Origin of the sequence: Pseudomonas tehranensis, from assembly GCF_014268615.1 — a bacterium.
GTDB lineage: Bacteria > Pseudomonadota > Gammaproteobacteria > Pseudomonadales > Pseudomonadaceae > Aquipseudomonas > Aquipseudomonas tehranensis.
Genome location: NZ_JABWQV010000006.1, coordinates 1 through 23208, shown reverse-complemented (window position 1 = coordinate 23208; position 23208 = coordinate 1). Strand labels below are relative to the sequence as shown.

General features: G+C 62.7%; 22 protein-coding genes. 8 read left to right on the top strand and 14 right to left on the bottom strand.

The window, feature by feature from the left end:
• Positions 1 to 9: 9 nt before the first annotated feature.
• Entirely contained in the window at positions 10 to 459 is a 450-nt protein-coding gene (locus HU811_RS03070) for a type III secretion system chaperone (RefSeq protein ID WP_092395356.1), read from the top strand.
• 124 nt (positions 460 to 583) lie between these two features.
• Here the strand turns inward: HU811_RS03070 and HU811_RS27330 are convergent, their stop codons facing one another.
• The 12 genes from HU811_RS27330 to sctW all read right to left on the bottom strand — a co-directional run bounded on the left by HU811_RS27330 (position 584) and on the right by sctW (position 11798).
• The gene (locus HU811_RS27330) at positions 584 to 796 is read right to left on the bottom strand and encodes a type III secretion system major pilin HrpA (RefSeq protein WP_225248373.1); all 213 of its coding nucleotides are present in this window, start codon (positions 794 to 796) and stop codon (positions 584 to 586) included.
• Positions 797 to 1213: 417 nt separating this feature from the next.
• Positions 1214 to 2314, bottom strand: a complete 1101-nt coding sequence (gene sctU / locus HU811_RS03060; RefSeq protein WP_186653870.1) for a type III secretion system export apparatus subunit SctU — start codon at positions 2312 to 2314, stop codon at positions 1214 to 1216.
• Between the two features lie 15 nt (positions 2315 to 2329).
• On the bottom strand, positions 2330 to 3127 hold the full coding sequence (sctT, locus tag HU811_RS03055) for a type III secretion system export apparatus subunit SctT (protein ID WP_092395347.1): 798 nt from the start codon (positions 3125 to 3127) through the stop codon (positions 2330 to 2332).
• On the bottom strand, positions 3127 to 3381 hold the full coding sequence (sctS, locus tag HU811_RS03050) for a type III secretion system export apparatus subunit SctS (protein ID WP_092395344.1): 255 nt from the start codon (positions 3379 to 3381) through the stop codon (positions 3127 to 3129). Before sctS ends, sctT begins: the two co-directional genes overlap by 1 nt.
• Positions 3382 to 3390: 9 nt before the next feature.
• Positions 3391 to 4044, bottom strand: a complete 654-nt coding sequence (gene sctR, locus HU811_RS03045; RefSeq protein WP_092395342.1) for a type III secretion system export apparatus subunit SctR — start codon at positions 4042 to 4044, stop codon at positions 3391 to 3393.
• Positions 4041 to 5147 (bottom strand): FliM/FliN family flagellar motor switch protein, encoded by a 1107-nt coding sequence (locus HU811_RS03040; protein ID WP_186653867.1) that lies wholly within the window; start codon positions 5145 to 5147, stop codon positions 4041 to 4043. Before HU811_RS03040 ends, sctR begins: the two co-directional genes overlap by 4 nt.
• Positions 5144 to 5713 (bottom strand): type III secretion system HrpP C-terminal domain-containing protein, encoded by a 570-nt coding sequence (locus tag HU811_RS03035; protein WP_189673966.1) that lies wholly within the window; start codon positions 5711 to 5713, stop codon positions 5144 to 5146. Before HU811_RS03035 ends, HU811_RS03040 begins: the two co-directional genes overlap by 4 nt.
• Positions 5706 to 6125, bottom strand: a complete 420-nt coding sequence (locus tag HU811_RS03030; RefSeq protein WP_092395336.1) for a YscO family type III secretion system apparatus protein — start codon at positions 6123 to 6125, stop codon at positions 5706 to 5708. The genes HU811_RS03035 and HU811_RS03030 overlap by 8 nt, the downstream gene beginning before the upstream one ends.
• Entirely contained in the window at positions 6112 to 7470 is a 1359-nt protein-coding gene (locus tag HU811_RS03025; RefSeq protein WP_186653864.1) for a FliI/YscN family ATPase, read from the bottom strand. Before HU811_RS03025 ends, HU811_RS03030 begins: the two co-directional genes overlap by 14 nt.
• Positions 7470 to 8366 carry an FHA domain-containing protein gene (locus tag HU811_RS03020; protein ID WP_186653862.1) on the bottom strand — a complete coding sequence of 299 codons (897 nt, stop codon included), beginning with the start codon at positions 8364 to 8366 and terminating at the stop codon, positions 7470 to 7472. Before HU811_RS03020 ends, HU811_RS03025 begins: the two co-directional genes overlap by 1 nt.
• A 157-nt stretch (positions 8367 to 8523) precedes the next feature.
• On the bottom strand, positions 8524 to 10611 hold the full coding sequence (gene sctV, locus HU811_RS03015) for a type III secretion system export apparatus subunit SctV (protein ID WP_092395327.1): 2088 nt from the start codon (positions 10609 to 10611) through the stop codon (positions 8524 to 8526).
• Entirely contained in the window at positions 10608 to 11798 is a 1191-nt protein-coding gene (gene sctW, locus HU811_RS03010) for a type III secretion system gatekeeper subunit SctW (protein WP_225248372.1), read from the bottom strand. Before sctW ends, sctV begins: the two co-directional genes overlap by 4 nt.
• A 257-nt stretch (positions 11799 to 12055) precedes the next feature.
• Between sctW and HU811_RS03005 the strand changes: the two genes are divergently transcribed.
• Both HU811_RS03005 and HU811_RS03000 read left to right on the top strand, forming a co-directional pair.
• Positions 12056 to 12610, top strand: a complete 555-nt coding sequence (locus HU811_RS03005; protein WP_092395324.1) for an RNA polymerase sigma factor — start codon at positions 12056 to 12058, stop codon at positions 12608 to 12610.
• On the top strand, positions 12607 to 13203 hold the full coding sequence (locus tag HU811_RS03000; RefSeq protein WP_186653860.1) for a GNAT family N-acetyltransferase: 597 nt from the start codon (positions 12607 to 12609) through the stop codon (positions 13201 to 13203). Before HU811_RS03005 ends, HU811_RS03000 begins: the two co-directional genes overlap by 4 nt.
• A 98-nt stretch (positions 13204 to 13301) precedes the next feature.
• On the opposite strand, the gene HU811_RS02995 is transcribed toward HU811_RS03000, so the two are convergent.
• Positions 13302 to 14516, bottom strand: a complete 1215-nt coding sequence (locus HU811_RS02995) for a cytochrome P450 family protein (protein WP_186653859.1) — start codon at positions 14514 to 14516, stop codon at positions 13302 to 13304.
• 144 nt (positions 14517 to 14660) lie between these two features.
• Here HU811_RS02995 and HU811_RS02990 point away from each other — a divergent pair, with 144 nt between their 5' ends.
• On the top strand, positions 14661 to 15818 hold the full coding sequence (locus HU811_RS02990) for a serine hydrolase domain-containing protein (protein ID WP_186653857.1): 1158 nt from the start codon (positions 14661 to 14663) through the stop codon (positions 15816 to 15818).
• A 204-nt stretch (positions 15819 to 16022) separates the two neighbouring features.
• Here HU811_RS02990 and HU811_RS02985 read toward each other — a convergent pair whose 3' ends face one another.
• The gene (locus HU811_RS02985) at positions 16023 to 17141 is read right to left on the bottom strand and encodes a transglycosylase SLT domain-containing protein (protein WP_186653855.1); all 1119 of its coding nucleotides are present in this window, start codon (positions 17139 to 17141) and stop codon (positions 16023 to 16025) included.
• 151 nt (positions 17142 to 17292) lie between these two features.
• Between HU811_RS02985 and HU811_RS02980 the strand changes: the two genes are divergently transcribed.
• From HU811_RS02980 to HU811_RS02965, 4 genes are all read left to right on the top strand, one after another.
• Complete coding sequence (locus HU811_RS02980) at positions 17293 to 17781, top strand: CesT family type III secretion system chaperone (RefSeq protein WP_186653852.1); 489 nt, start codon at positions 17293 to 17295, stop codon at positions 17779 to 17781.
• Between the two features lie 11 nt (positions 17782 to 17792).
• Positions 17793 to 19913 carry a type III effector gene (locus HU811_RS02975; RefSeq protein ID WP_186653849.1) on the top strand — a complete coding sequence of 707 codons (2121 nt, stop codon included), beginning with the start codon at positions 17793 to 17795 and terminating at the stop codon, positions 19911 to 19913.
• Positions 19914 to 20270: 357 nt separating this feature from the next.
• Complete coding sequence (locus HU811_RS02970; RefSeq protein ID WP_186653846.1) at positions 20271 to 22679, top strand: penicillin acylase family protein; 2409 nt, start codon at positions 20271 to 20273, stop codon at positions 22677 to 22679.
• A 104-nt stretch (positions 22680 to 22783) separates the two neighbouring features.
• The gene (locus tag HU811_RS02965; protein ID WP_092395299.1) at positions 22784 to 23125 is read left to right on the top strand and encodes a carboxymuconolactone decarboxylase family protein; all 342 of its coding nucleotides are present in this window, start codon (positions 22784 to 22786) and stop codon (positions 23123 to 23125) included.
• Positions 23126 to 23208 lie beyond the last annotated feature (83 nt).

Here is a 23208-nt window from a genome sequence, read left to right as displayed (position 1 = left end):
AGATTCCCCATGTCCGTCACACCGTTTGCCCAGCGCCTGATCCAGGCTCTCGCGGAACATTTGCACGCGGTTCTGCAGCTGGAGGGCGGCGTATGCGCGCTGTATGACGCGAGCAACCGCGAAGCCGTGATCATTGAGCTGCCCGATCACGGCGATGTCGCGATTCTCCATTGCTCGCTCGACGTACCTTCCCACACGCCCGGTCTGCAAAAACGCCTGCTGGAACTCAACTTTCGATTGGATTTGCTCGGCGGCAGCTGGCTGGCCCTGGACGATAAGGGCAGCGTTCGCTTGTGTGCTCATTGTCCGTTGTCGATGCTCGATGAGCCGCGGTTCTGCCATTGGATCGTAGGCTTCGTCGCCCAGGTCGGTGAAGTTCGGACACACTTGGCGTTGCCTGCGACGCCCAGTGCCCCTCGTCCGGCCTCGCTCAATACCCGCCGCGCCCGACTGGGATAGCGCTGTAGGAGCTGGCGAAGCCTGCGATCTTTTGATCTTTCGCTTGAGGTTCAAGTGGTTGGGGAGAGATCGCAGCCTCGTTGCACTCGACAGCTCCTACAGAGTTTTACGCAGGCTCATCGCTTTATCGAAGCTTCATCGCTTCGCCACTCTCCTGTACTTTCCTTGCAGTGTCCATGAAACCCTTGGTGATCTCCGTCACCGTGTCGCTCATCAACTTGGCCATATCGGCAGAGCTTCTGACGAGCGTCATGGCGCTCTGGCGCTCCTCCATACGCATCTGCATGTCGAACTGCTTTTCCATCAACTGCTTTTGACGGGTTTCCATTTCACTCATGAACGAGTCCGGCGTGCGCGGTTCCGGAGTGGGGCTGGAGCTCTGCGCTTCATCCAACGGCCGATCGCCGGACGGTGCAGCCGGGCGGTGAGAGTCCCGGGTTCGGGTCCGACCGCGCTGATGCACCGCAGGGGGCGTCGAGGACGAGCGTCCTCGCCCATGCAAACTTTGAGTGCCGGTGCGCTGCTGCGCCTCGCGAGGCTGTTGGCTCAATGAGGGTGAACGTGACGAGTGCAGGCCTTCGGTGCCATGCAGGGCACCCGTGCCCCTGATGGAGCTGGATAGCGAGCTAGGTTCAGGCATGGGAAATCTCCACGATTGACTGTGTATACGGTGCCAGGTCGACAAGCCGGTATCACCCGGGCGAGCCTGGCTCACTCGTTGAGTGGTATTCCCTCGCACGCCGGTTCCATCGACTCAACGCAGGTTCAATTCCGGGATTTCGAGCACATCGGCCTTGGCCTCATCATCCAACTCGCGCAACACCCGATAGATATGCGCAACCGCCTGGAGCGTTTCCCTGGGGATATAGGCACCGACGTCTTCGCGATAGATCGTCCGCGCCAGCCAGATGCATTGGATGACCGGGACTCGCGCAGCCTTGGCTCGCTCGATCAGCGCGCGGGCGTCGGCATCGACACCTTTGACGATCAGCTGCGGCAACGGGGTTTCCTCGGGGCGGTAAAGCAGCGCGACGGCGAAGTGAGTCGGGTTGACCACCACCATGTCGGCCTCCTCCACCGGTTGGGTGTCCTTGCTGGCGGGTTGGTCAATCAATTGCCGGGCCAGGCTGCGGCGGTGCATCTTGACGTGCGGGTCGCCTTCCATTTCCTTGAACTCTTTGCGCACCTCCTCCTCACTCATGCGCAGGCGCTTGGCGAAGAAATACTTCTGCAAGCCAAAATCGAGAATCGCCAGCACCAGCAACACACCCAGGCAGATATGCATGATGTGTCGGAACAAGCCGGCGAGCCCGCGCCAATAGGTGTTGAGGTCACCGTTGACCAGGCTGATCAATGACCCGAGGGCGGGCATGGTCACCAGATAAAGCACGCTGGCAATAAACACCGCCTTGACCAGCCCCATGAACAGTTGGATCAGCGCCTGGGCGGAAAACATCTGCTGGGCCTGATTCAACGGATTCAAGCGATTGGGGTCGGGGTGAAGGGCCTCAGGTGCGAAGAGGAAGCCGAACTGCACCCAACCGGCGATCAGGCGCGTGGCAATCGCCAGCCCCACGGTCATCAAGGTGAAACTCAACAGCACGCCACCGGCATGGGCCAGGGTTTCCTCGAAGGCACGCACGAAGTCGACATCCAGCCGATGCAGCGGGAACGCAACCAATTCTCCCAACACCTGCATGCTGTTATCAGACTGGGTCAAAGCCACTTCGGTGACAGCCGTGAGCACCAGCAGGCTGCTCAGGTCCTGGCTTTGGCCAACCTGGCCTTTCTTGCGTGCGTCGCGGATTTTCTTCGGTGTCGCACGCTTGGTCTTCTCGCCGCTGTCCTCGCTCATGAACGAGCCTCTCCTTCAGGGCGCCTGCAACAGTTGGTGAAGCAGGTGCCGGATTTCCCCGTATCGCCCGAGACGCCCCGCCATCGCGTCCCACAGCGTGGGCAGGTAGAACAGCAGGAAGCCCAGCCCAACCAGGCTCTTGGCGGGCATGGCAAGAACGAACACCTGCAATTGGGGGCTGTACAAGCTGAGCAAGGCCAAGGCGAACTCCACCAGCAACAACAGGCCGATAAAAGGCGCGGCGTAGAGAATCATGTGCATGAACATTTCGGCGAGCAGTCCCAGAAACACCCCGAAGCCATCCGCGCCGGGCAACGGCAACCAAACCGTCGGCGACCACACCAGGTAGCTGTCCCAGATCACCTGCGTCAGTGTGCCGATGCCCAGGGTGGCGACCAGCAGCAGAATCGTCATTTCCTTGAACAGGTGGCCCAAGGGCGTCGTATCGGTACCGAGTGCCGGGTTCAACTGGCCACCGATAAGCGCACCCCTCTGGTTGTCGAGCAAGGCCCCCACCGACTCGTACAGCCAGAACGGCATTGCCAGCAGCACTCCGAGCAGCAGGCCCAGCACCACCTCCTTGAACATCAGAGCACCCAGCGTCAGCCAGTTCACCTGGGCATCGATCAAGGCCTGGCGGATGCCCGGCGCCGGCAACATGGCCAAGGCGAACACCACGGCATGGCGCGGCAAGCCTCGCAGGTGCTGGAAGCAGAACACCGGGACCAGATAGGCCACCGGGTAAATGCGCGCCATGCCGAGGGCAATCGATAGCAACAGGTCGAAGTACGGAACGAATGCCTGGGCCGTCATCAGGTGTTGGCCATCATTTCAAAGGCCCGGCGCAGCAGTCCCAGCAACTCTCCGCCGATCCAGCGGCCAGTAACCAGCAGGGTCAGCCCCACTGCCACCAGCTTGAGGCCGAAAGGCAGGGTCTGATCCTGGATCTGCATCAGGGCCTGCACCAGCGAGGTCAGCACGCCAATGATCACCGCCACGATCAGGGGCGGCGCGGAAAGCAGGACCACCAGCAACATGCCTTCCTTGAATAATGTCAGCGCGTCCATCGCTTGCCCTCAAAGATAGGAATAGAAAAGGCTGTCGAGCAGTTGCGTCCAACCTTGCACCAGGACGAAGACCAGCAGCTTGAGCGGCAAGGAAATGGTCATCGGCGCGACCATCTGCATGCCGAGCGCCAGCAGCAGATTGGACACGATCAGGTCGATGACGATGAACGGGATATAGATCAGGAATCCCATCTGAAAGCCGGCTTCGAGCTCCGACAGCATGAACGCCGGGATGAGCAGCATCAGGTCGTCCCGGCTGGCTTGCTCGGCGCGCTCCTTTGGCCACATGCGCCGGGTGTTTTCCAGGAGGTGGGTGAGGATGTCCGGATTGGTGTTGCGGGACATGAAGGCTTGCAGCGGTTTGACCGCGTTCAAGGCCGAACCCTGCAACGCCTCGGTACTGCTGAAATCCAAGGGCCGCTCCTTCAGCTCTGCGGCGATGTCGTGGCCGACCGGCGCCATGATGAACAGCGTCGCGGCCAGCGCAATGGCATACAGCGCCATGTTGGGCGGAACCTGCTGCACGCCGATGGCATTGCGGGTGATCGTCAATACGATGGCGATCTTCAGGAAGGCGCTGCAAATGATCAGCAACAGGGGAACCAACGAAATCCCACCGATGAACAGCGCCAGCAGAAAGGGGTCGACCCCCTGGAAGCTCATCCAGCCACATCCAGGCGAGTGATCTGCAGGCCCAGCCGGCCATCGATCTCCACCAGCTCGCCTTGGGCCAGGGCTCGTTCGCCATGAAACAAGGCCGCCGCGCCCGGGGCCACGCCCTGTACCTCGAGCACAGCCCCCGGCGCCAGGTTGCGCAGCTCGCCCAAGGTCAGACTCAAGTGACCGCAGCGTATCGTCAGCGCCAAGGGCAGGTCGTCGAAACGCTCGGCGATGTGAGCCGCGCCTGACTCGGCCATCGCCACCTCCGGCACTTCAGGCTCTGCATCGGCAGGTGCCGGAGGGTCGATGGCCTCGGGCGCCTGGATGTCTGGTTCGTAACGGCTGGCATCGTCCCAGTCGGGCACCAGGATGTCGGTATCGGCGGTGGTGCTCATAGCGGTCTCCTCCAGAGCAAGCAGGGTCAGGCGCAACGGCGCGGCACGGCTGTGTACCCGCACCTGCAACCAATGCCGGCCCAGGCGAATCAGGCCTTGGCCGGATGAATCGAACAAGGCGGTTTCCGGCACCAACACGTCACCGGGACGCAGCGCGGCCAGTTGTCCGTCAGTCAGCGCCAGGTGTCCCAACGGCAGTGGAACGTTCAGCACATGATCCTCGCGCCAGGGCCCCGTCCGGCGCTGCCAGGGCGCCGCGCGAAGCAGCCCCAGCAACGTCGCACCGGGCATTTCCAGATGACTCGTGACGCGAGCCACGCCCACGTTCACTTCGACTCGGCAAGCAATGCCCCTGACCGCTGGCCCGGCCAGCGGTTTGAGAAAGCCGAATGCCTGGCGCAGGGACTCGCTCAGGCTTTGATGAAACAGAGCCCAGAACCAGGCATCGTCCAGGCCTGGCTCGGCCGGCAGGACCACCGGACATTCGCCGAACAGGCTCAATACCGGGCCCGGCTCGTCGAGAGCCAGGGCACCATGCGCGCACTCGAGCACGCAGGGCGTGCCTCGAGCTGCGCCGCTGCACGGCATGAATTCCAGCAGGCCCGTTTCGCCCGCCACCTGGAAGGGCAAGCTGACACCCGCGCCCAATAGCCGACGGGCGCTGACGTCTTCGCTGCAAACCTGGGGCAGCTTCAATGCACGTATCGTCATGTCACGCTTGCTCCTTCTTCGCGTTCCACACGCACGGTCACCGGCTGGCCCAGGTTTTGGGCCAGAGCTTCCTCAAGGCGACCGGATCGACTCGATAGCCGCGCCTGGACGTCTTCATTTTCGCCACTCAGGCCAATGTCCCAGCCGGACGCCTCGCCCCGACGCTGCGCAGACACCCTGATCCGCCCCAGGTGAGGAAGGTGCAGCAACAGATCCAATTGCTGGTCGAGCGTGGCGCGCAAGCGTGGCGAAAGCTGATCGACGAAAGCCTCCACTTCGCCACGCTCCTGGCTCACCAGCCCTGACAGGAAACCGGTGCCCGCCGTGTCGTCCTCGGAACCGCCCCGTGGCGCATCCACCCACTGGCGAAACCAGTAGCCGTCAGTGCGCTCGGCCGTCACCTCAGGATCGCGCTCGAGTGCAGGCATGGGCTCACGGGCCAGCGGACGGCTGGTCCGGTTCACCTGCACCGCTGGTTGCTCATAGGCCCGCGGCGTGTGGTGAACGGGTGCAGCCGCAGAGGGGCCATGCGGAGAGAGTCCGCCGCGCACGGTGCGTTCATTCATCACTTGGGGCCTCCATCAGGTACTCCATCATGGCGCTGAGCTTTTCCAGGTCACGCCTGCGCCCTTGCAGCCGCTGCTGGGCGGCTTCGGTATTCCGTGCCTGTTGCGCCTGCTGCTCGTCGAGCGCCTGCAACGCCCGCGCTTGCTCCGCCAGCTCGCCGATCAAGCGCCGTTCCTCGGTGCTCCAGGCATTGAGTTCGCAAACGCTCAGCCCACGGCCACGGTGCTCGCCGTACAGCGCCTCGCGCTGCACCGCCTGCTGTTCGCACGCCGTCTGCCAGCGCGCCCGCGCGGCGGCGACCGCCGCTTCATGCTCGCGCAAAAGATCGCGCTGCAGGCGCCAGGCCCTTTCGGCCTGCGCTTCGCGGTGTCGGCGCACCGGCGCCAGAGCGTCCAGATCAGCCCGGGACATAGGCGGTCAACTGTTGGATGTGGGCGAGCGTCGACGCGAAAAGCTCAGGCTCGCGCAGGTCCTGGCGCAGGAAAGCGTCCAGGGCGCCGCGTGACTCCACTGCCAGGTCGGTCACGGGGTCGGCGCCGGCCTGATACTCGCCCAAGCGCAGCATCAGCTCGATCTGGTCGTAGGCCGACAACAACCGACGCAGATTGATACCCGCCCGCAAATGATCGGTTTCGGCGACATTGGCCAGGGTTCGCGACAAGCTGGCCAACACGTCGATAGCCGGGTAATGGCCGCGCTCGGCGAGTTTGCGCGCGAGCACGATATGACCGTCGAGCAGCGAACGGACTTCGTCCGCCACCGGATCGTTCATGGAATCCTGTTCGATGAGCACGGTATAAAGCGCGGTGATCGCGCCCTCGTTGCTCAGCCCGGCCCGTTCGACCAGACGCGGCAGCAGGCTGTACACCGATGGGGGCAAGCCGCCGCGACCCAACGGTTCGCCCGCGGCCAGGCCAATTTCCCGTTGGGCCCGGGCAAACCGGGTCAGCGAATCGATGAGCAGCAGGACCCGCTGGCCGCGGGCCCGGAAGCCCTCGGCCAATGCCGTGGCGGTGAAGGCCGCGCGGGCACGTTCCATGCTGGAACGGTCCGACGTGGCACACACCAGGACTGCACGGGCCCGCAATTCATCGTCCAGTTCATGGTCGAGGAATTCGCGCAGCTCGCGCCCGCGTTCACCGATCAAGCCGAAGACGATGACATCGCAATCCACATTGCGAGCGATCTCCGCCAACAAGGTGGTCTTGCCGCAACCGGCACCCGCGAACAACCCGACACGTTGGCCTTCGCCGAGCGTCAGCGGACCATCGATGGCGCGCACGCCGGTGATCAGGGGTCGGTGAATGCGTGGTCGCGCTGTCGGCGCGGGCGCCTCGCCAATCACCTGCGAGGCATGCAACACCTGCGGTCCGGCGAACGCGCCCACGCCGCCCTCCAACAGGGGCCGGCCAAAACCGTCCAACACCTGGCCGAGCAACTGCGGCCCGACAGTCACCCGATGAGGCATGCCCAGCGGCTCCACCGCCGCGCCAACACGGATGCCTTCCAGGCCACCCAGGGCGCTGAGCAAGGCATCGTGTCGGTCGAATCCGACGATCTCGGCGAGCAACGGCTCGCGCGCGTCACGCTCGACCTGGCAGAGGTCGCCGATCTGCGCCCCCGGCAGCCGGCATTGCATCAAGATACCGCTGACCCGCTGCACACGCCCGCGCACCATGACCGGCGCAAATCGGCGCAGGCGTGCCCGCTGCCCAGCCTCCCAGGCGTGCAATCGTGCGATGGCCACCTGTGTCATTACCAGGTGACCTCGTAGCTTTGCTCGCCTTCGAAAGTGACTTTGCCACTGTCGATCGCGGTCAAGCGCAGGCCATCGATCTGGTCGCCCAGGAACAACCGACGGCCGTCGGATGTAACCACGTGCCCACGTTTGCCTCCGACAATCTGGGCGATCTGAAACGGCAGTTGCGTCAACCGTTCCTTGACACTGGTGCTGACCCTGATCGACGTATCGTAGCGAGCATGGAAGCGCTCGATCAGCCGTTCCACCACCGCCAGGCGTTGGCGCGGCAGCTCGCCCACCAGGACCAGTCGGTCGTCCTGGGACTCGACCCGCACGGCGGCTCCCAGGTCGCGCTCCTGAAGCATCCGATCCAGCTCCAGGCGGACCGCCTCGACTGTATTCAATGCCGCCTCGGCGTGCTTTAACGGTTGCGCCGGGTCGGGCGCCACGGTCGGCGTCGGTTGGCTGGTGAAGGCCCAGGCGCTGGAAGCGACAGTGACCACTGCCGCGGCGATTCCCAGGCGCTTGAGCCATGACGGCCGCGCCGCAGGCCGGCCGCCCTCGCGCTCCTCCGCCGTGAGATGCGCAGCAGCATCCAGCGCGGCGTCATCGGGCCAAGGCTGATCGGCCGGAGCCAGGCACAACCAGACGCCAGCGATGGCAAAGGGCGCATTGTTCGGCAAAGGCTCGGTCGACGCCCAGGGCTGGCCTTGTCCATCGCAAACCGCGCCCTCCAGCGCGTCCAGCAGCCATTGTCCCTCGACTTGCCTGAGGGCTGCGTGACGCCCACAAATGCCTGGATCGTATAACGCCAGGTCGGCGTCTTCCGCCGCCCCGACCACCCATCGCTCACCTACCAGCGGCAATGCCGCACCTCGGTGCAGACCACTCAATACACGCAGCTCGAACATGGCCAATTTCCTCAAGGCGCGGCAGGTGTGCGCCCACGATCCGGTTGAACGACGAGGTCCGGGCGGCCCTCACCCACTGTCACAGCCAGGCCATGGAACGCGCCTGGATTTACATCGTTACGCGTGGCGTCACATCGGGCGCCAGGCGAAAAACCCGTCATGCGGCATCCTCGATCCGCAGGTTTTCCTGCTCGAGATCAAAACGCCCCAGCACGGTGACCTGGGCGTTGCTGTGCAGCTCGCTGAAGGCGAGCACGGGCACGTGATTGAACTCGTCGCGCAGCAAATCACGCAGCGGCGCGCGCAGATCCTGGGCCACCAGCAGCACGGCCACGCGCTTGGCCCGCAACGGAAAACCTTCGCGCAGCTGCAAGACCAGGGCGCGGGTATGCACGCTTTCCAGGGCAAAAAACGTTTCCGTCTGGGTCTGACGCAGCGCGTCGCGCAGCAGCCCTTCGGTTTCCGGTGTCAACAGCCACACGTGCAGGCCGTCTTCGTCGCGATACTGGTGATAGATCTGCGACTTCAAGGCGATGCGCGCGTAGTCGGTCAGCGCGCCGACATCGCGCTCGTGCTGCCCATGCTCGATCAACGATTCGGCGATCAATCGCACCGCCCGCAGCGGCACGCCTTCTCCGGCCAGGCGTTGCAGCACCGCGGCAAAACGGGCCAGGGGCATGGTTCTTTGCAGCTCTTGAACCAGTTCTGGCTGGCCCGCTTCGAGCCAACTGAGAATCGACTTGCTCTCCTGCAATCCAAGGAACTGCGGGCCCGTGGCAAACATGGCGCGGCTCATGCGCTCCACCAGCAACTCCCCCGCGGGCACCGCTTCCACTCGCTCGTCCGCCAGCAGCGGATCATCGGGTGCCAGCCACAGCCACTGATGCTCATCACGGACTTCACTGCCTACCTGCGCGTCCTGCGGCTCAAACGGCAACGGACCGCGCGCTACGGCGATGCGCTCACCGAAGGTCGCCCGCAACATCGGCACCTCGTGCACACAGAAACGGAACTCGTCGTCCTCCAGGAGCGCGCTGTACTCGATCTCGAAGGGCGGCAAGGTCAGGCCAAAGCCCGCCACCAGCCCATTGCGTTTTTTGCGGATCGCCTGGATGGCCGCTTCGGCGGCCGGGTTGCCTTCCATCGACCTGGAAAACTGCAACAGATAGGCACGGGTCGGGTCGAAGCTGCGCAGGTCCTCGGCGCCGTTCTGCTCGGGGGTCACAACCACCTCTGGCTGCTCGCCCTGACGGGCCTGTCGGGCACGGCCGTACAACTGGAGGAGGCCGGCCGTGCCGGTGATCAAGGCGATGACAATGAACACCAGCGTGGGCATGCCGGGCAACGCGGCGAAGCCGAGCATTCCCACCGAAGCGATCACCCAGGCCTTGGGTTCGGCGGTCAATTGCTTGGCGATTTCCTTGCCAACGCTGCTGCCGGCCGGCTGTCCTTCCGGCGACACGCGGGTGATGATCATGCCGGCGGTGAGGGAGATCAGCAGGGCCGGAATCTGCGCGATCAGACCGTCGCCGATGGTCAATACGGCATACAAGTGCATCGATTCGGACGCGCTCATATCATGCTGGACCATGCCGACCGAAAAGCCGCCGATGAGGTTGATCACCACGATCACCAGCCCGGCGATGGCATCGCCTTTGACGAACTTCATCGCCCCGTCCATCGCCCCGAACAATTGGCTTTCCTTGTTCAGTTCCTCGCGACGGCGGCGGGCCTCGCTGACATCGATCAGGTTGGCGCGCAGGTCGCTGTCGATGGACATCTGCTTGCCCGGCAGCGCGTCCAGTGTGAACCGCGCAGCAACTTCGGCCACGCGCTCGGAGCCTTTGGTGATCACCAGGAAATTGACCACCGTCAGGATGAGGAAAATGACCAGCCCCACCGCAAGATTTCCTCCCACCACGAAGTTGCCGAACGCCTGGACGATATGACCGGCATCGCCTTGGAGCAGGATCAATCGAGTGGTCGCCACCGACAGTGCCAGCCGGAACAACGTGGTCAGCAGCAGCACCGCTGGAAACGAGGAAAACGCCAACGGCCGTGGGAGGTACAGCGAAAGTACGATCAGCAGGCAGGAAATGCAGATGTTGATGGCGATCAGCGCATCGACCACCGATGTCGGCAACGGCAGGATCAGCATGAACACAATGCCGAGTACCACGAACGCACCGGCCACCTCGATACGGCTCACCGCCGCACTGGCAACCTTGTTCAGCAGCGCAATCATGGGCGCGCTCCAATGACCGGTTCGGCGGTCTGTGCGCGGGTCTCCCCACGGGAACGCTCATCCAGCAGCACCAGCAGGTTCTTCAGGGCGGCCTGGCGACTTTTGGCATCACGCCAGAGTGCCAGTGGCAAGCGCTTGAGCAAGGGATATAAACCATTGAGAGAGACCAACTGATCGCGCTCCTGGTCTCCGCCCAGCTCCCGGCCGATGCGGCGCACCTCCGCCGAAGACAGGCCACTGCTGACGAACCCCAGCATCCGCTGCAGCAGCAACACGGCCGTGAGTTGGCTGGCCGGGCAACTGTAGGCCAGTTGCTCAAGCAAACCGCGACAGCTTTGCAGGACACTGCCCAGTTGCGTCGAGGCGGCCAGGCCGATCAACAGCGTGCGCAGCAGGGCGGTAGGGCGCGAGGGCGTATGGGCGGCGATGTCGTCGGCCAGCGCGCGGCGCATCATGTCCAGTCCCGACACGAACGCGGCTTCGCCGAACAAGCCAAGCAACGCTTGCATCATGGTGGGCAACGACTGCTTGAGGACGACGGTGTCGTAATAGAGCCGCCGTACCGCCTGGCGTAGTTCCGGATCGCCGCCCGAAGCACGCAGAGCCTCGGCGATGTTCATCCCGGCTTGAATCTGCGCCCCATAACGCTCGCGCAATAGCTGCAGATAGTCGCGGGCACGCTTGGCTTCGACGCGACGGCCTTGCTCCTCGGCATCCAGCAAGACTTGCTGCAAGATCAGGTCGGTCCGGGCCGGATCATCGCCCGTGGACTGCACGACCTCTTCAAGCCGCGGCTGGCCGCAGAGCAACACGCCAGCCTGGGCCGCCATTGCCCCCAGGCTTTGCTTGCCTGGATGGCCGAGCTGGTCGTACCACTCCTCCAGTTGCTCACGGGTCTCGACTCGCGTGCGACCCACTTCACTGCGGGCGCTGCGAATCCGTCGCTGGCTCAGCGCCTTGGTATTGCGTTCCACATGATGGCTGAAAGTCATGCCGACCTCTTCCATCGAATTGGACTGCGCGGCCTGCGACGCTTCCACAGGCCTGCCGATGCCCGCGACGGCCGAAGCGGCCTGGGCGAGATTGACGGCAATGTGTGCGTTTGTCGGGGCTTCTACTTTCATGATGACCAAAGGGCGTGGTTTCGGACGCTCAATGGGTGGCGGTGATACGCCGTTCGGTTCCATTGCCGATCGCGTCCTTTTTCAAACATCCGGCGGCCCCCCTGACGCGCCGTTCTTCAACGGCACGACCGGTGCAATTTCATGCAGTGAAGTCCGTGAAAGCCGTGCACGTCCTTGCACGAATAGAGCAAAAACACTAGATATAAATCCTTATATATCAAATAGATAATAGATAAATTCGGTTTGGCACAGGTCCTGCTGAAGGGGAAAACGTCGACATACGGGTCGACGCCATGGAACCCATCCAGAGGGATTTATTGATGAACAGCCTGAACGTAATGCTGCTCCCGCCGCGAACCTCAACGACCCGCCCAGGCGCACCCGGCGCCAGCTTCGGCGAGGAGCGCAAGCTGCGTCTGTTTGTGCAGAAGCGTGTGCTCAATCAAGACGACGCCGACGACATCATCCAACTCACGTATCTGGAAGCCTGGCGCAACCAGGAGAAATTCAAGGGCCTGGCCAAGCCGGACACCTGGTTGTGCGGCATCGCTCTGAACCTCATCCGCAATCATTTTCGACGCTTCTATGCGCAGCCACCGCTGAGCACTTTCGACGAAAGCGATTTCAACCAATCGAGCGATGACATCGACTTGAGCGAACAGTGCGATAACCGGCGGTTGCTGGACCGCACGTTGCTGGCCATGGACGCGCTGCCCAAGGACATGCGTGAAACCCTGTGGACCGCCGTGGACACCGAGAGCAGCTACCGCGATGCCGCCGAACGGCTGGGCGTACCCATTGGCACCGTGCGCTCACGGTTGTTCCGTGCTCGTGAACAACTCAAGCGAAGCGTTTATGGAGAAGCCCGGCCATGACTCATAATCGTTTGAACAACCGACCCGACCTGCCACGCGGCGTACGCCGGTTTACCCCCGATGACTTGCCTGTGATGACGAATATCTTCAACGAAAGCGCTCTGGGGGGCACCAGTTCTCCCGTGCTCAGAGCGTTTTCCCTGAAGGAAATGACGTTCTTCGTCGACTGTTTCGTCAAGGAAGGCGATCCGATCTATGTGCTCGAACGCGGCGGCGAAGTCGTCGCCTGGTTGATCGTCAATCGCTTCTGTTGGGGTGCCCAGGCCTGCCGGTTGACCGGCGAAGTGTCGATCTACGTTCGCAACGACCACATCGGCAGCGGCGTGGGCATTCGCCTGGGCCAGGCCGCAGTGGTATTGGCCAGGCGATATGGTTTCGAGACGCTGGTGGCCTGGATCATCGAGCACAACGAGGCGAGTAAACGCGGCGTGCAAGGATTGGGGGCGACGCAATGGGGACGTTTCCCGGGTATCGCCCGCTTCGCTGACAAGCGTGCGGATGTCGTGCTCTATGGGCTGCACCTGCTGCCCATCGAAACGGCATCTCCCCGCGCATTGGCGCCAACGCAGGCCATGGAGGCCAGCCTGGCCTGAGTTCACGGCTCGCTCGCCAGGAATGTCGGGCGAGCCGTATCTTTTATCGGGCATGATCCTCTGCGTTTCGGGTCATGCCATTTTTTGCACGACCCGCCTCAATCCACCGACCAGCACACCGGCAACGCATCCGGCCCCCTGAAGTTAGGCACATAGCGCCAGCGTATCGCGCCGGGATCAACCGCCAATCGCAATCGCGGACAGCGCCGAAGCAGCGTATTCAATGCTATTTCCAGCTCCTGCCGGGCCAACGAAGCCCCGAGGCAGTAGTGAGCGCCTTTGCCGAACGACATGTGCGGGCAGGCCGGGCGAGTGATGTCGAGCGTGTCGGCGTTGGCGCAGAGCGTCTCGTCACGATTGGCCGAGCCCACCACCGCCACGATCAATTGCCCACGCTGCAAACGCTGCCCGGACAACTCTGTGTCCCGGGTGACGAAGCGGACCATCGCCCGTTCCACCGACGAGTCATAACGCAAGAACTCCTCGACCGCGTCGGCCATCAGCGCCGGCTCATCGCGCAGCCGGATCAACGCCTCTGGGTGCTGGAGGAGCGTATGCACGGCGTTGCCGATCATCGAAGCCGATGTCTCGTGCCCGGCGATGATCAGCAACGCGATCATGCTGCACAGCTCACTGCGACTGAGCATGCTGCCCTCTTCCTCGACCTGGGCCAGCGCCGACACCAGGTCGTCGACCGGGTGTGCCCGACGCTGGTCGATCAAGGCGAGCATGTAGTCGGCGAATTCGCTGTAGCAGCGCTGCAACTCACTCAGGTCGTGGCCCACCTGCCGGACGATCATATGGGACCAGCGCCGGAAATCCCCATGGTCCCGGGCGGGGACGCCGAGCAGTTCGGCGATGACGGTGATCGACAAAGGGAAGGCATACTGGCTTGCCACGTCCATGTGTCCGCCCGCCTGTACGGCGTCCAACAACGACTCGGCGATCTGTTCGACACGCGGTCGCATGGCGTTCACCGCTTTCAAAGTGAAGGCCTTGTTGACCAGGCGACGCAGCCGACGATGACGCTCCCCGTCGCGGTTGAGCATGTGCTCATTGAGAAATGCGATGGACTGCTCGCCACCGAGCATCGCCGCGAACTGCGGGTTGATCCGTGATGGGTCGCGGGCGAAACGCTCGTTGTCCAGCAACACCTCCTCGACTTCCCGGGCACCGGTGACGTACCACATCGGCAACTGTCCTTCGGGCTGGCTGAAAAACACCGGAGAAGCCTGGCGCAGCGCCGCGTAATGCCGATACGCCTCGCCGCGAAACGCGTCACTGTTCAAATCAAGGGTACGCTCGTAAGCCATGAATACTCTCCGGGGGTAGCCATCGTTGCTCCTGAGTGGCGGAGCCCGGCGAAAAGATTCCATCGGACGCACTGAATGACGGGGTGAACCGTTTGCCCGGCCACCGTCACTCAAGGGGAAACCTCAACCTTGTGTGGAGCCGACATGACGCATGCACTTTCCATCCACGGCCACTGTGACCCTCGCTTCGAGCCGGTCAAAGAGGCGTTTATCGGGCTGATGCAAAGCCCTTTCGAACGCGGCGCAGCCCTTTGCATCCAGATCGACGGGGAAACGGTGATCGACCTGTGGTCTGGCATAGCCGGGCCGGAACCGGACAGGCATTGGCAACGCGACACCTTGCTCAACCTGTTCTCGTGTACCAAGCCTTTCACGGCGGTGGCGATCATGCAGTTGGTCGGCGAAGGGCGCCTGGACCTGGACGCACCGGTCTGCCGCTACTGGCCCGAATTCGCCAACGCAGGCAAAGCGTCCATTACCCTGCGCCAAGTACTGTGCCACCGCGCCGGGCTGCCGGCACTGCGCACGCCCCTGGCACCGGAAACCCTTTACGACTGGGAGACCATGACCGCCCTGATCGCCGAGGAGCAGCCGTGGGCCGACGCGGGACATCAGCAGACGTATTCGCCGTTGCTGTTCGGCTGGATCCTGGGTGAATTGCTGCGCCGGGTGGACGGCCTGACACCGGCGCAAAGCATCCACCAACGGGTGGCGGCACCGCTCGGGCTGGATTTCCACCTGGGTCTGGACGACGCGACCATTGCTCGATGCGCCTACATGGCACGGACGAAGGATGAAGTTGACGATGAGGCCTTTGGTCGGGTCCTGCAGTACGTGCTCAACGATCCCACCGCCATGAGTTCACTGGCCTTCGCCAATCCACCGATGGCGTTGGGGCGCAGTAACGAGACGGGCTGGAAGCGCATGACCCAGCCAGCGGCCAACGGCCACGGCAACGCGCGCAGCCTGGCGAAGTTCTATGCCGGGCTGCTCGACGGATGTTTACTGGAATCGCCCCTGCTTAACGAAATGCTGCGCGAGCACAGCGCTGAATACGACCCGACCCTCCAGACCCACACACGTTTCGGCCTGGGTATCATGCTCAACCAATCGGACGTGGCGAATGGCAGTTACGGCATGGGAACCGATGCATTCGGCCACATGGGCGCCGGCGGCACCATCGGTTTTGCCGACCCCGAGCGCGGCGTAGCGTTCGGCTTCGCCTGCAACACCATTGGTTCCTACGTCCTGATGGACCCTCGCGCACGAGGTTTGGCGGACGTCGCGATGGATTGTTTGTAGAACCGGCTAGTCGCCAGGGTATTTGAACCTTGTGACGGGGGGATTTATCCCCGCTGGGTTGCGAAGCGACCCTGGAGCCTGCCACAGCAGTGTGCCAGGTTGGTCGCGTTCAACGTTCTGGGTTGCTGCGCAACCGACGGGGATAAATCCCCTCGCCACAAATACATTTAATTTTTGAGATAAATCGCATCCCGGCCAGTCCACTCACACCCCAGGCGGCACTGCCGCCTCGGCGACCTGCGGCTCGACCGTATCCGGCGAGGCGACCACTTGCTCTTCGCCTGGGCTCACGCGGGGCAGCGCCGCTTTGGCGATCATGTCCGGTTGCGCCAGGAGCCTGCGCGACGCTTCCACGGGCATCAGCAAGCGTCCCCTGACCCGGCCACGCCCGGCTGGATTGAGCATGCGCAACTCCCGTTCATGAACACCCGACAATTGCGCCAACTGCGACAGGTCCACCGGCTGTGCCAGCGCGACCATCTGGAAATAGGGTTGGTCTGCGATGGGCGCCAGGCTCACCCCGTAGTGCTCGGGTGTATTGACCAGTTGCGATAACGCCAGCAACCGTGGCACGTAGTTCTGGGTTTCACCGGGCAACGCCAGGTTCCAATAGTTGGTCGCCAGGCCACGAGCACGATTACGCGTAATGGCCTCGCGTACCCGCCCTTCCCCGGCGTTGTAGGCGGCCAGCGCCAGCAGCCAGTCACCGTCGAAGTATTCGTGGAGGTAGGAGAGATAATCCAGGGCGGCCCGGGTGGATGACGGAATGTCCCGACGTTCGTCGTAGTCGCCTCGCTGTTGCAACTGGTAACGGCGACCGGTGGCTGGAATGAACTGCCAGAGTCCCATGGCCTGGGCAGGCGAATGTGCATTGGGATTGAACCCGCTCTCGATCGCCGGCAGCAACGCCAGCTCAAGCGGCATGTTGCGCTTGTTCAACTCGCCCACGATGAAATGCAAGTAACGACTGCCGGCGCGTCCGGTCTGGGTGAGAAAAGCCGGGCGCTGCATCAACCAGCGGCGCTGTTCGTCGATGCGCGCCACGCCCTGGGTTTTTCCCTGCAAGGAAAATCCCTGGCGCATGCGTGCCCACAGGCTGCCGCCGCTTTGCGGGGATGACTCGCCAATCTCGATGAGCGTGTCCGTGGGCACCGGCTCGAGCCAGCGCGGCTGGGCACGGTAGGGCTCGTTGGCGAAACGATCGCCGATGGTCAGCTGCGGTTCGAGGTGCTGGCATCCGTATAGCAAGGTCCCCATGGCCAGCATGGACAACCCTTTGGGGACGAATCGCAGGGCCGGCAAAGGTGCAAGTGATCGGGGCATGGGCGGTCAACCTTGAATGAGGTGGCGCCATTGGGTGGCGGATCACCCGCCAGCGGTTCCACGCGGTGGGGTGGAACCGAAATGGCGCAGTTGTCACTCATCAGGGGCAGCAGGCGCTCATCGGTGCCTGGATGACAATGCGAGGTCAATCATGGCGTCACCCACCTATTGCAAGCTGATCGATCAGCTGTGCGAACTCACGATGATTCCAACCCCGTCAGCGTTCTACGAACAGGCCAACCTGTCGGTCAAGGAAGTCGACTTTTCCCTGAAGCACACGCCGGGTGTGGGCGAGGGGGATGTTTTCATCTACTGCAGCTTTGGGGCGCTGCCCGAGGCGAATCGCGAAGCGGTCCTGCAGCGATTGCTGGAAACCAACCTGTACCTGCTGAGCGGGGCGTTCTGCCCTTCGCTGTCGTACAACCGTGACAGCCAACAGGTGATCCTGATCGGCCACGTCCCCCTGGAAACCCTCACGGCCGAGCGCCTGCTCGGGGTGATGGGCGGTGCCGCCGACATGGCGCTCATCTGGCGAAACGGCTACTTCTTCGATGGCGCCAGCCCAGGCCAGGCCGCCAGCACCGTCCAGCACAAACCCACCCCGCGTAGCGCAGGGCTCACCAGCACCCTGTCGCTCTAGGAGACCATGACATGCCAGATTTATCAGTAGGCCAAAGCACCAGCGCGGCGGCGTTGCGTCAACAACAGGACGATGAAATCAGACCGATAGGCACCCGCCTGTCCGAGCAGGTTCGCCCTTCCACCGCATCATTGGTGCCTTACCATTTCGCCGGTAAGGCAAGCAATGCGACGGCGGAAAAATTCACCACCCTGCAGAGTCGTCTGACGGCGGATATCAAAAAGCTCGGCAAAATGGACCCCGAGAGCGACCCTATCGGCTTCGCTCGGGCGCACATGGCGTTGGAAGGCAAGGCATTGGACTACGCGCCGGGCACCCACTACCAAGAGGTACGCAAGCATCTGGCCGGCCTGGGCAGCGCGCCCCATCCGATGCTGTCGGGCCAGGAGGAAACCGAGGCATTCGCCAAGGATTTCAATGAATACCTGGGCATGAGCAAGGAAGCCAGAAAAGAAAGCGGCGGTTTCGCAGCCGTCTGGGATAAACATTGCGAGCGCGTGGGTAACACCCTCGGCGCCTATCATTCGTTGTGCCAGGAGGTCATCGACAACACCCCCGAGGGAGATGACCTGAAGTCACTGCAAAGCAGTCATGCAGCCTTCCGCGGCTACGCCAAAGGCGTCATGCAAGCCATGACGCAAGAGCTGCCCGATCGCTTGAATACCTTTATGGAAAGCCGCATCGAGCACGCACGCAGTGTGATGAACAACGAGAGCCTTTCCCAGCCCGAACGAGACCAGGCGACCTCTGAACTGAACCAACTGATCAAGGTTCAGGTGGAGTTTGAGGAGTTAGTGGACAAGGAGGACGACACCCCCAGCGAGCTGACGAAGGCGACGAAGAAAAACGAGGTGCTGGACACGGCACTCAAAAACGTCGGTCGCCAGGACTATGTCGCTGACCTCAAGACCCACAGTGGATTCCGGACGGGGCTGGCGGTATTTGCCGATGCGGGCATCCCGCAAGGCTTCGCCTCCTCGACTCACTTCGGCGCCAGCACCGCGGCAATCGACGATGAGCTGGCCGGTACGCACCTTGCAGCCCACGCTGCTGGGACCTCGGCCGTCCTGGGGGCCGCCCATAAAGTGGTCAGCGACAGCGCCCGCCCCATCATCCAGACCATCGTCGATAAAACCATCGGCAGTGGCCTGGAGAAGGTCGATCCGCTGTCGGTGTACCCCAAGGCCCTGCAAGAGGTGACGATGAATGGGCGGCGGGTTGCCAATCCTAACCGCGAGGCGCTCGACAAGACGCAGGAAGACAAGCGCACCGATTTCCTGCTTAAACAAAACGCCAATAACTTTGGCACCATCAGCGGCGACTTCACCGGTTACATCGCTTTCGGTGCGGCTCATGCGGTACGAGAAGTCCTGAATCAATTCACCAGCGTGAACGCTTCGGGCATCGGCGCCCGCAGCCTGGCGTCCGCTGTCGGTGGCACGCTTATGGCCGGCGGTCAGGCAGTGTTCAAATACTCTCAAACCCACGGTGACGAGAAGATCCCAACCTACCGGGTGAAAAACGAAACGCGCGAATGGAAAGAGCTCCTGCCCAAGGCATTTGCCGAATCAAGCAAAGTGCTCCCGACCAACATGGCCAATATCAGTGACTATGCCAACCGAATCATTGGCGTCGGTGCAGGTATTACCATGCGCACCGCAGTGGGAGACGCCGCCGCGCCAGGCGAAGATGCCGAGACACTGGAAAAAATGCAGCAGATCATCACGACCTTCTTCTCCTCGGGCCTGACCCTGCTTCCGTTCTTCGCCAACAGCGTAGCGGCACCACTGGAAAACAAAGCGTTGAACGACGGCAAGGACGATCTGACCGCACGCGCCAACGTTCCATGGCAGAACCTCACGAATGCAAATCGGGACAGCCTGCCCCATACCCAGCCCCCCGGTTGGAGGCGCGCAGGCGAGAACCTCTATCACGGCACTCGAGGTGCTTCTCAACTGGTTCCGCAAGCCACGGTCGCTGGGCTCAACCTGGGTGCCGAGTGGGTCAAGAGCGTGGTAGTACGGCCTAAGGATACGGCGGCTGGCAACACGATGGAGTTGGCCGAACGAGGCGAAGCGCCACCCCAGGGCGGGCCGTCCACCGAACCGGCGCCGGCTACCCGGCCAAGCTGATGACCCGTCGGACCATTCTTTGATGGCTCGACGGTCACCGGCTTAAACCTCCCCTCCCATCACCGGCCGCAGGAGCTTCCTGCGGCCGGCCCCCCCTGACACACGCCGACTTACAGCCCTTGCGCTTCGACGACGGCAGACGTGATTGTTGTGCCGATCAACGATAGCTTTGCGATTTTCGGCGCCAGCCCCGCCAGCCCAGCCGCCGCCCGATATCTTGCACCGCTTATACTCCGACCCATGAAGCAGCCTGGAGAAAATCCCTCCGACGGACGATGCGCCGGGAAGCGGCCGTATGCTAAACAGGGAATCAACAGCGAGACCATGGGACCGCTGTCACCAGAATAAGGAATCACCATGAAACGCACCCTCATCGCCTTCCTGTCATTGGTCGTCACCGCCATCATCGTCGCGGGCGGCTACCTCTACAGCAAGCAGCCCACCCGCCAGGGCACGGTGCAACTGCAGGGGTTACAGGGCTCGGTGACCGTGCGCTATGACGAGCGCGGCGTGCCGCATATCCGTGCTGAAAACGAAACCGATCTGTACCGCGCTCTGGGTTATGTCCATGCCCAGGACCGGCTGTTTCAAATGGAGATCATGCGCCGTCTCGCCCGTGGCGAACTGGCCGAGGTGCTGGGGCCGAAGCTGCTCGACACCGACAAACTGATGCGCAGCCTGCGCATCCGCGAGCGCGCCGCGACCTATGTGACCGAACAAGACCCACAATCCCCGGACTGGATCGCGATGCAGGCGTACCTGGATGGCATCAACCGCTACCAGGAAACCCACGCCAGGCCGGTGGAATTCGATGTGTTGGGTATCCCCAAGCGTCCCTTCACCGCCGAAGATACCGTGAGCATCACTGGCTACATGGCCTACAGTTTTGCGGCAGCGTTTCGCACCGAGCCGCTTTTGACTTACGTGCGCGATCAACTGGGCAGCGACTACCTGAACATTTTCGACCTCGACTGGCAGCCCAAGGGCGTGCTGGTCGAGACTCGCAAGAGCGGCCTACCCCTGGCCGCCGCCGACTGGAAAGACCTCAACGCCCTGGCCCGCCTGAGTGAACAAGCCCTGGCCGAACACGGCCTGCCGCAGTTCGAAGGCAGCAACGCCTGGGCGGTCTCCGGCAGCCGCACCCACAGCGGCAAACCGTTGCTGGCGGGTGATCCGCACATCCGCTTTTCCGCGCCATCGGTGTGGTACGAAGCGCATCTGTCCGCGCCGGGTTTCGAGCTTTACGGGCACTACCAGGCATTGATGCCGTTTGCGACGCTGGGCATGAACAAGGACTTCGGCTGGAGCATCACCATGCTCCAGAACGACGACCTGGACCTGATCGTCGAACGGGTCAACCCGGATAATCCCGAGCAGGTCTGGTATCGCGACCAATGGGTGGACATGACCCGCAGCGAACAACAGATCGCGGTCAAGGGCCAGGCGCCGGTGACGCTGGTGCTGCGCCAGTCGCCCCACGGCCCGATCGTCAACGATGCTCTCGGCGCCAACGCCGGCAAGACACCGATCGCCATGTGGTGGGGTTTTCTGGAAAGCCGCAACCCGATCCTCGACGCCTTTTACCAGCTCAACCGCGCCGATACCCTGACCAAGGCTCGCAGCGCCTCAACCAAGATCCACGCGCCAGGGCTGAATGTGGTGTGGGCCAACGCCAAGGGCGACATCGGTTGGTGGGCCGCAGCGCAATTGCCCAAGCGGCCGGTCGGCGTGAAGCCCGGTTTCATGCTCGATGGCAGCAGCCCGGAAGCGGAAAAGGAAGGGTTCTACCCGTTCAGCAGCAACCCCCAGGAAGAAAATCCGGCGTGGGGCTACATCGTCTCGGCCAACTTCCAGCCGGTACCGGCCAGCGGCATTGAGATACCGGGCTACTACAACCTCGCCGACCGCGGCCAGCAACTCAATCTCCAGCTCAGCGACAAGCAAGCGAAGTGGGACCTTCAAACCACCCAGAAACTGCAACTGGGTACCACCACCGCCTACGGCCCGCGTCTGCTCGCGCCTTTGCTGGCGGTGCTGCGTAATGGGGTCAGCGACCCCCGGGAGCGCAAATGGGTGGAGCAACTGGCCCAATGGCAGGGCGACTATCCGCTGGACTCCATCAGCGCCACGCTGTTCAACCAGTTCCTCTTCAACCTGGCCGACGCCGCGCTGCACGATGAATTGGGCGACGGGCTCTTCGAAACCGCGCTGTCGACCCGAGTGATCGACGCCGCGCTGCCACGCCTGGCGGCCTCAGAGGATTCGCCCTGGTGGGACGATCGCACCACCCCGGGCAAGGAGACCCGTGCCGACATAGTGATGAGCGCCTGGAGCAAGAGCCTGGTGCACCTGAAGGCCACCCTGGGTGACGATGCCAGCCAATGGCAATGGGGCAAGGCGCACACCCTGACCCATGGTCATCCGCTGGGCCTGCAAAAGCCGCTGGACCGGATCTTCAACGTCGGCCCCTTTGCTGCACCCGGCACCCATGAAGTGCCCAACAATCTCTCGGCCAAAATCGGCCCGGCGCCCTGGCCAGTGACCTATGGTCCTTCCACCCGGCGCATTATCGACTTCGCCGATCCGGCCCACAGCGTCACCGTCAACCCCGTCGGCCAAAGCGGCGTGCCGTTCGACGCGCATTACGCGGATCAAGCCGAGGCTTACATCGAAGGGCTGTACTACCAGGCGCATCTGGCCGAAATAGAAGTGATGGCCAATACCCGCAGCACCTTGAAGCTGCTGCCGGTCGGAGCCGAACCCTGAGTTCCAATGGCGGGCAGCGCTTTTCATCAATTAACAGACTTGGACGCTATTTATGGTCAAGACTGAACGGGTTTAACAACTACCCCTCTTTATGGAGTCACCCCATGTTCATCAACTGGTCCGAGCTGCTGCCCACCATCAAAACTGCCTTCGGCGCCCTGGGCAAAAGCAATCCGAAAATGGTCAAGGCCTACATGGCCCTGGATGAAGCTGCGGCCGATAACAACGTGCTGGATGCCAAGACCCGGGAGCTGATCTCCATCGCCGTGGCGATCACGACCCGTTGTGATGGTTGCATCGGCGTGCATACCGATGCGGCCATCAAGGCCGGCGCCACCCGCGAAGAGATCGCCGCCACCCTGGCCACTGCGGTTTCGCTGAATGCCGGCGCGGCGTATATCTACTCCCTGCGGGCGCTGGAAGCGCATGATGCGTTGAAGAAGTGAGAGGCAATCACTGACATCTTCATTGACTGCTACGCCGCTATCGCGAGCAAGCCCGCTCCCACATTGGATTTGGGCCTGACCCC

What these genes read in the sequence shown, in the direction of transcription:
- HU811_RS03070 (WP_092395356.1), top strand. Translation starts at nt 10, where the DNA reads ATGTCCGTCACACCGTTTGCCCAGCGCCTGATCCAGGCTCTCGCGGAA.
- HU811_RS27330 (WP_225248373.1), bottom strand. Translation starts at nt 796, where the DNA reads ATGAGTGAAATGGAAACCCGTCAAAAGCAGTTGATGGAAAAGCAGTTC.
- sctU (WP_186653870.1), bottom strand. Translation starts at nt 2,314, where the DNA reads ATGAGCGAGGACAGCGGCGAGAAGACCAAGCGTGCGACACCGAAGAAA.
- sctT (WP_092395347.1), bottom strand. Translation starts at nt 3,127, where the DNA reads ATGACGGCCCAGGCATTCGTTCCGTACTTCGACCTGTTGCTATCGATT.
- sctS (WP_092395344.1), bottom strand. Translation starts at nt 3,381, where the DNA reads ATGGACGCGCTGACATTATTCAAGGAAGGCATGTTGCTGGTGGTCCTG.
- sctR (WP_092395342.1), bottom strand. Translation starts at nt 4,044, where the DNA reads ATGAGCTTCCAGGGGGTCGACCCCTTTCTGCTGGCGCTGTTCATCGGT.
- HU811_RS03040 (WP_186653867.1), bottom strand. Translation starts at nt 5,147, where the DNA reads ATGACGATACGTGCATTGAAGCTGCCCCAGGTTTGCAGCGAAGACGTC.
- HU811_RS03035 (WP_189673966.1), bottom strand. Translation starts at nt 5,713, where the DNA reads ATGAATGAACGCACCGTGCGCGGCGGACTCTCTCCGCATGGCCCCTCT.
- HU811_RS03030 (WP_092395336.1), bottom strand. Translation starts at nt 6,125, where the DNA reads ATGTCCCGGGCTGATCTGGACGCTCTGGCGCCGGTGCGCCGACACCGC.
- HU811_RS03025 (WP_186653864.1), bottom strand. Translation starts at nt 7,470, where the DNA reads ATGACACAGGTGGCCATCGCACGATTGCACGCCTGGGAGGCTGGGCAG.
- HU811_RS03020 (WP_186653862.1), bottom strand. Translation starts at nt 8,366, where the DNA reads ATGTTCGAGCTGCGTGTATTGAGTGGTCTGCACCGAGGTGCGGCATTG.
- sctV (WP_092395327.1), bottom strand. Translation starts at nt 10,611, where the DNA reads ATGATTGCGCTGCTGAACAAGGTTGCCAGTGCGGCGGTGAGCCGTATC.
- sctW (WP_225248372.1), bottom strand. Translation starts at nt 11,798, where the DNA reads ATGGAACCGAACGGCGTATCACCGCCACCCATTGAGCGTCCGAAACCA.
- HU811_RS03005 (WP_092395324.1), top strand. Translation starts at nt 12,056, where the DNA reads ATGAACAGCCTGAACGTAATGCTGCTCCCGCCGCGAACCTCAACGACC.
- HU811_RS03000 (WP_186653860.1), top strand. Translation starts at nt 12,607, where the DNA reads ATGACTCATAATCGTTTGAACAACCGACCCGACCTGCCACGCGGCGTA.
- HU811_RS02995 (WP_186653859.1), bottom strand. Translation starts at nt 14,516, where the DNA reads ATGGCTTACGAGCGTACCCTTGATTTGAACAGTGACGCGTTTCGCGGC.
- HU811_RS02990 (WP_186653857.1), top strand. Translation starts at nt 14,661, where the DNA reads ATGACGCATGCACTTTCCATCCACGGCCACTGTGACCCTCGCTTCGAG.
- HU811_RS02985 (WP_186653855.1), bottom strand. Translation starts at nt 17,141, where the DNA reads ATGCCCCGATCACTTGCACCTTTGCCGGCCCTGCGATTCGTCCCCAAA.
- HU811_RS02980 (WP_186653852.1), top strand. Translation starts at nt 17,293, where the DNA reads ATGGCGTCACCCACCTATTGCAAGCTGATCGATCAGCTGTGCGAACTC.
- HU811_RS02975 (WP_186653849.1), top strand. Translation starts at nt 17,793, where the DNA reads ATGCCAGATTTATCAGTAGGCCAAAGCACCAGCGCGGCGGCGTTGCGT.
- HU811_RS02970 (WP_186653846.1), top strand. Translation starts at nt 20,271, where the DNA reads ATGAAACGCACCCTCATCGCCTTCCTGTCATTGGTCGTCACCGCCATC.
- HU811_RS02965 (WP_092395299.1), top strand. Translation starts at nt 22,784, where the DNA reads ATGTTCATCAACTGGTCCGAGCTGCTGCCCACCATCAAAACTGCCTTC.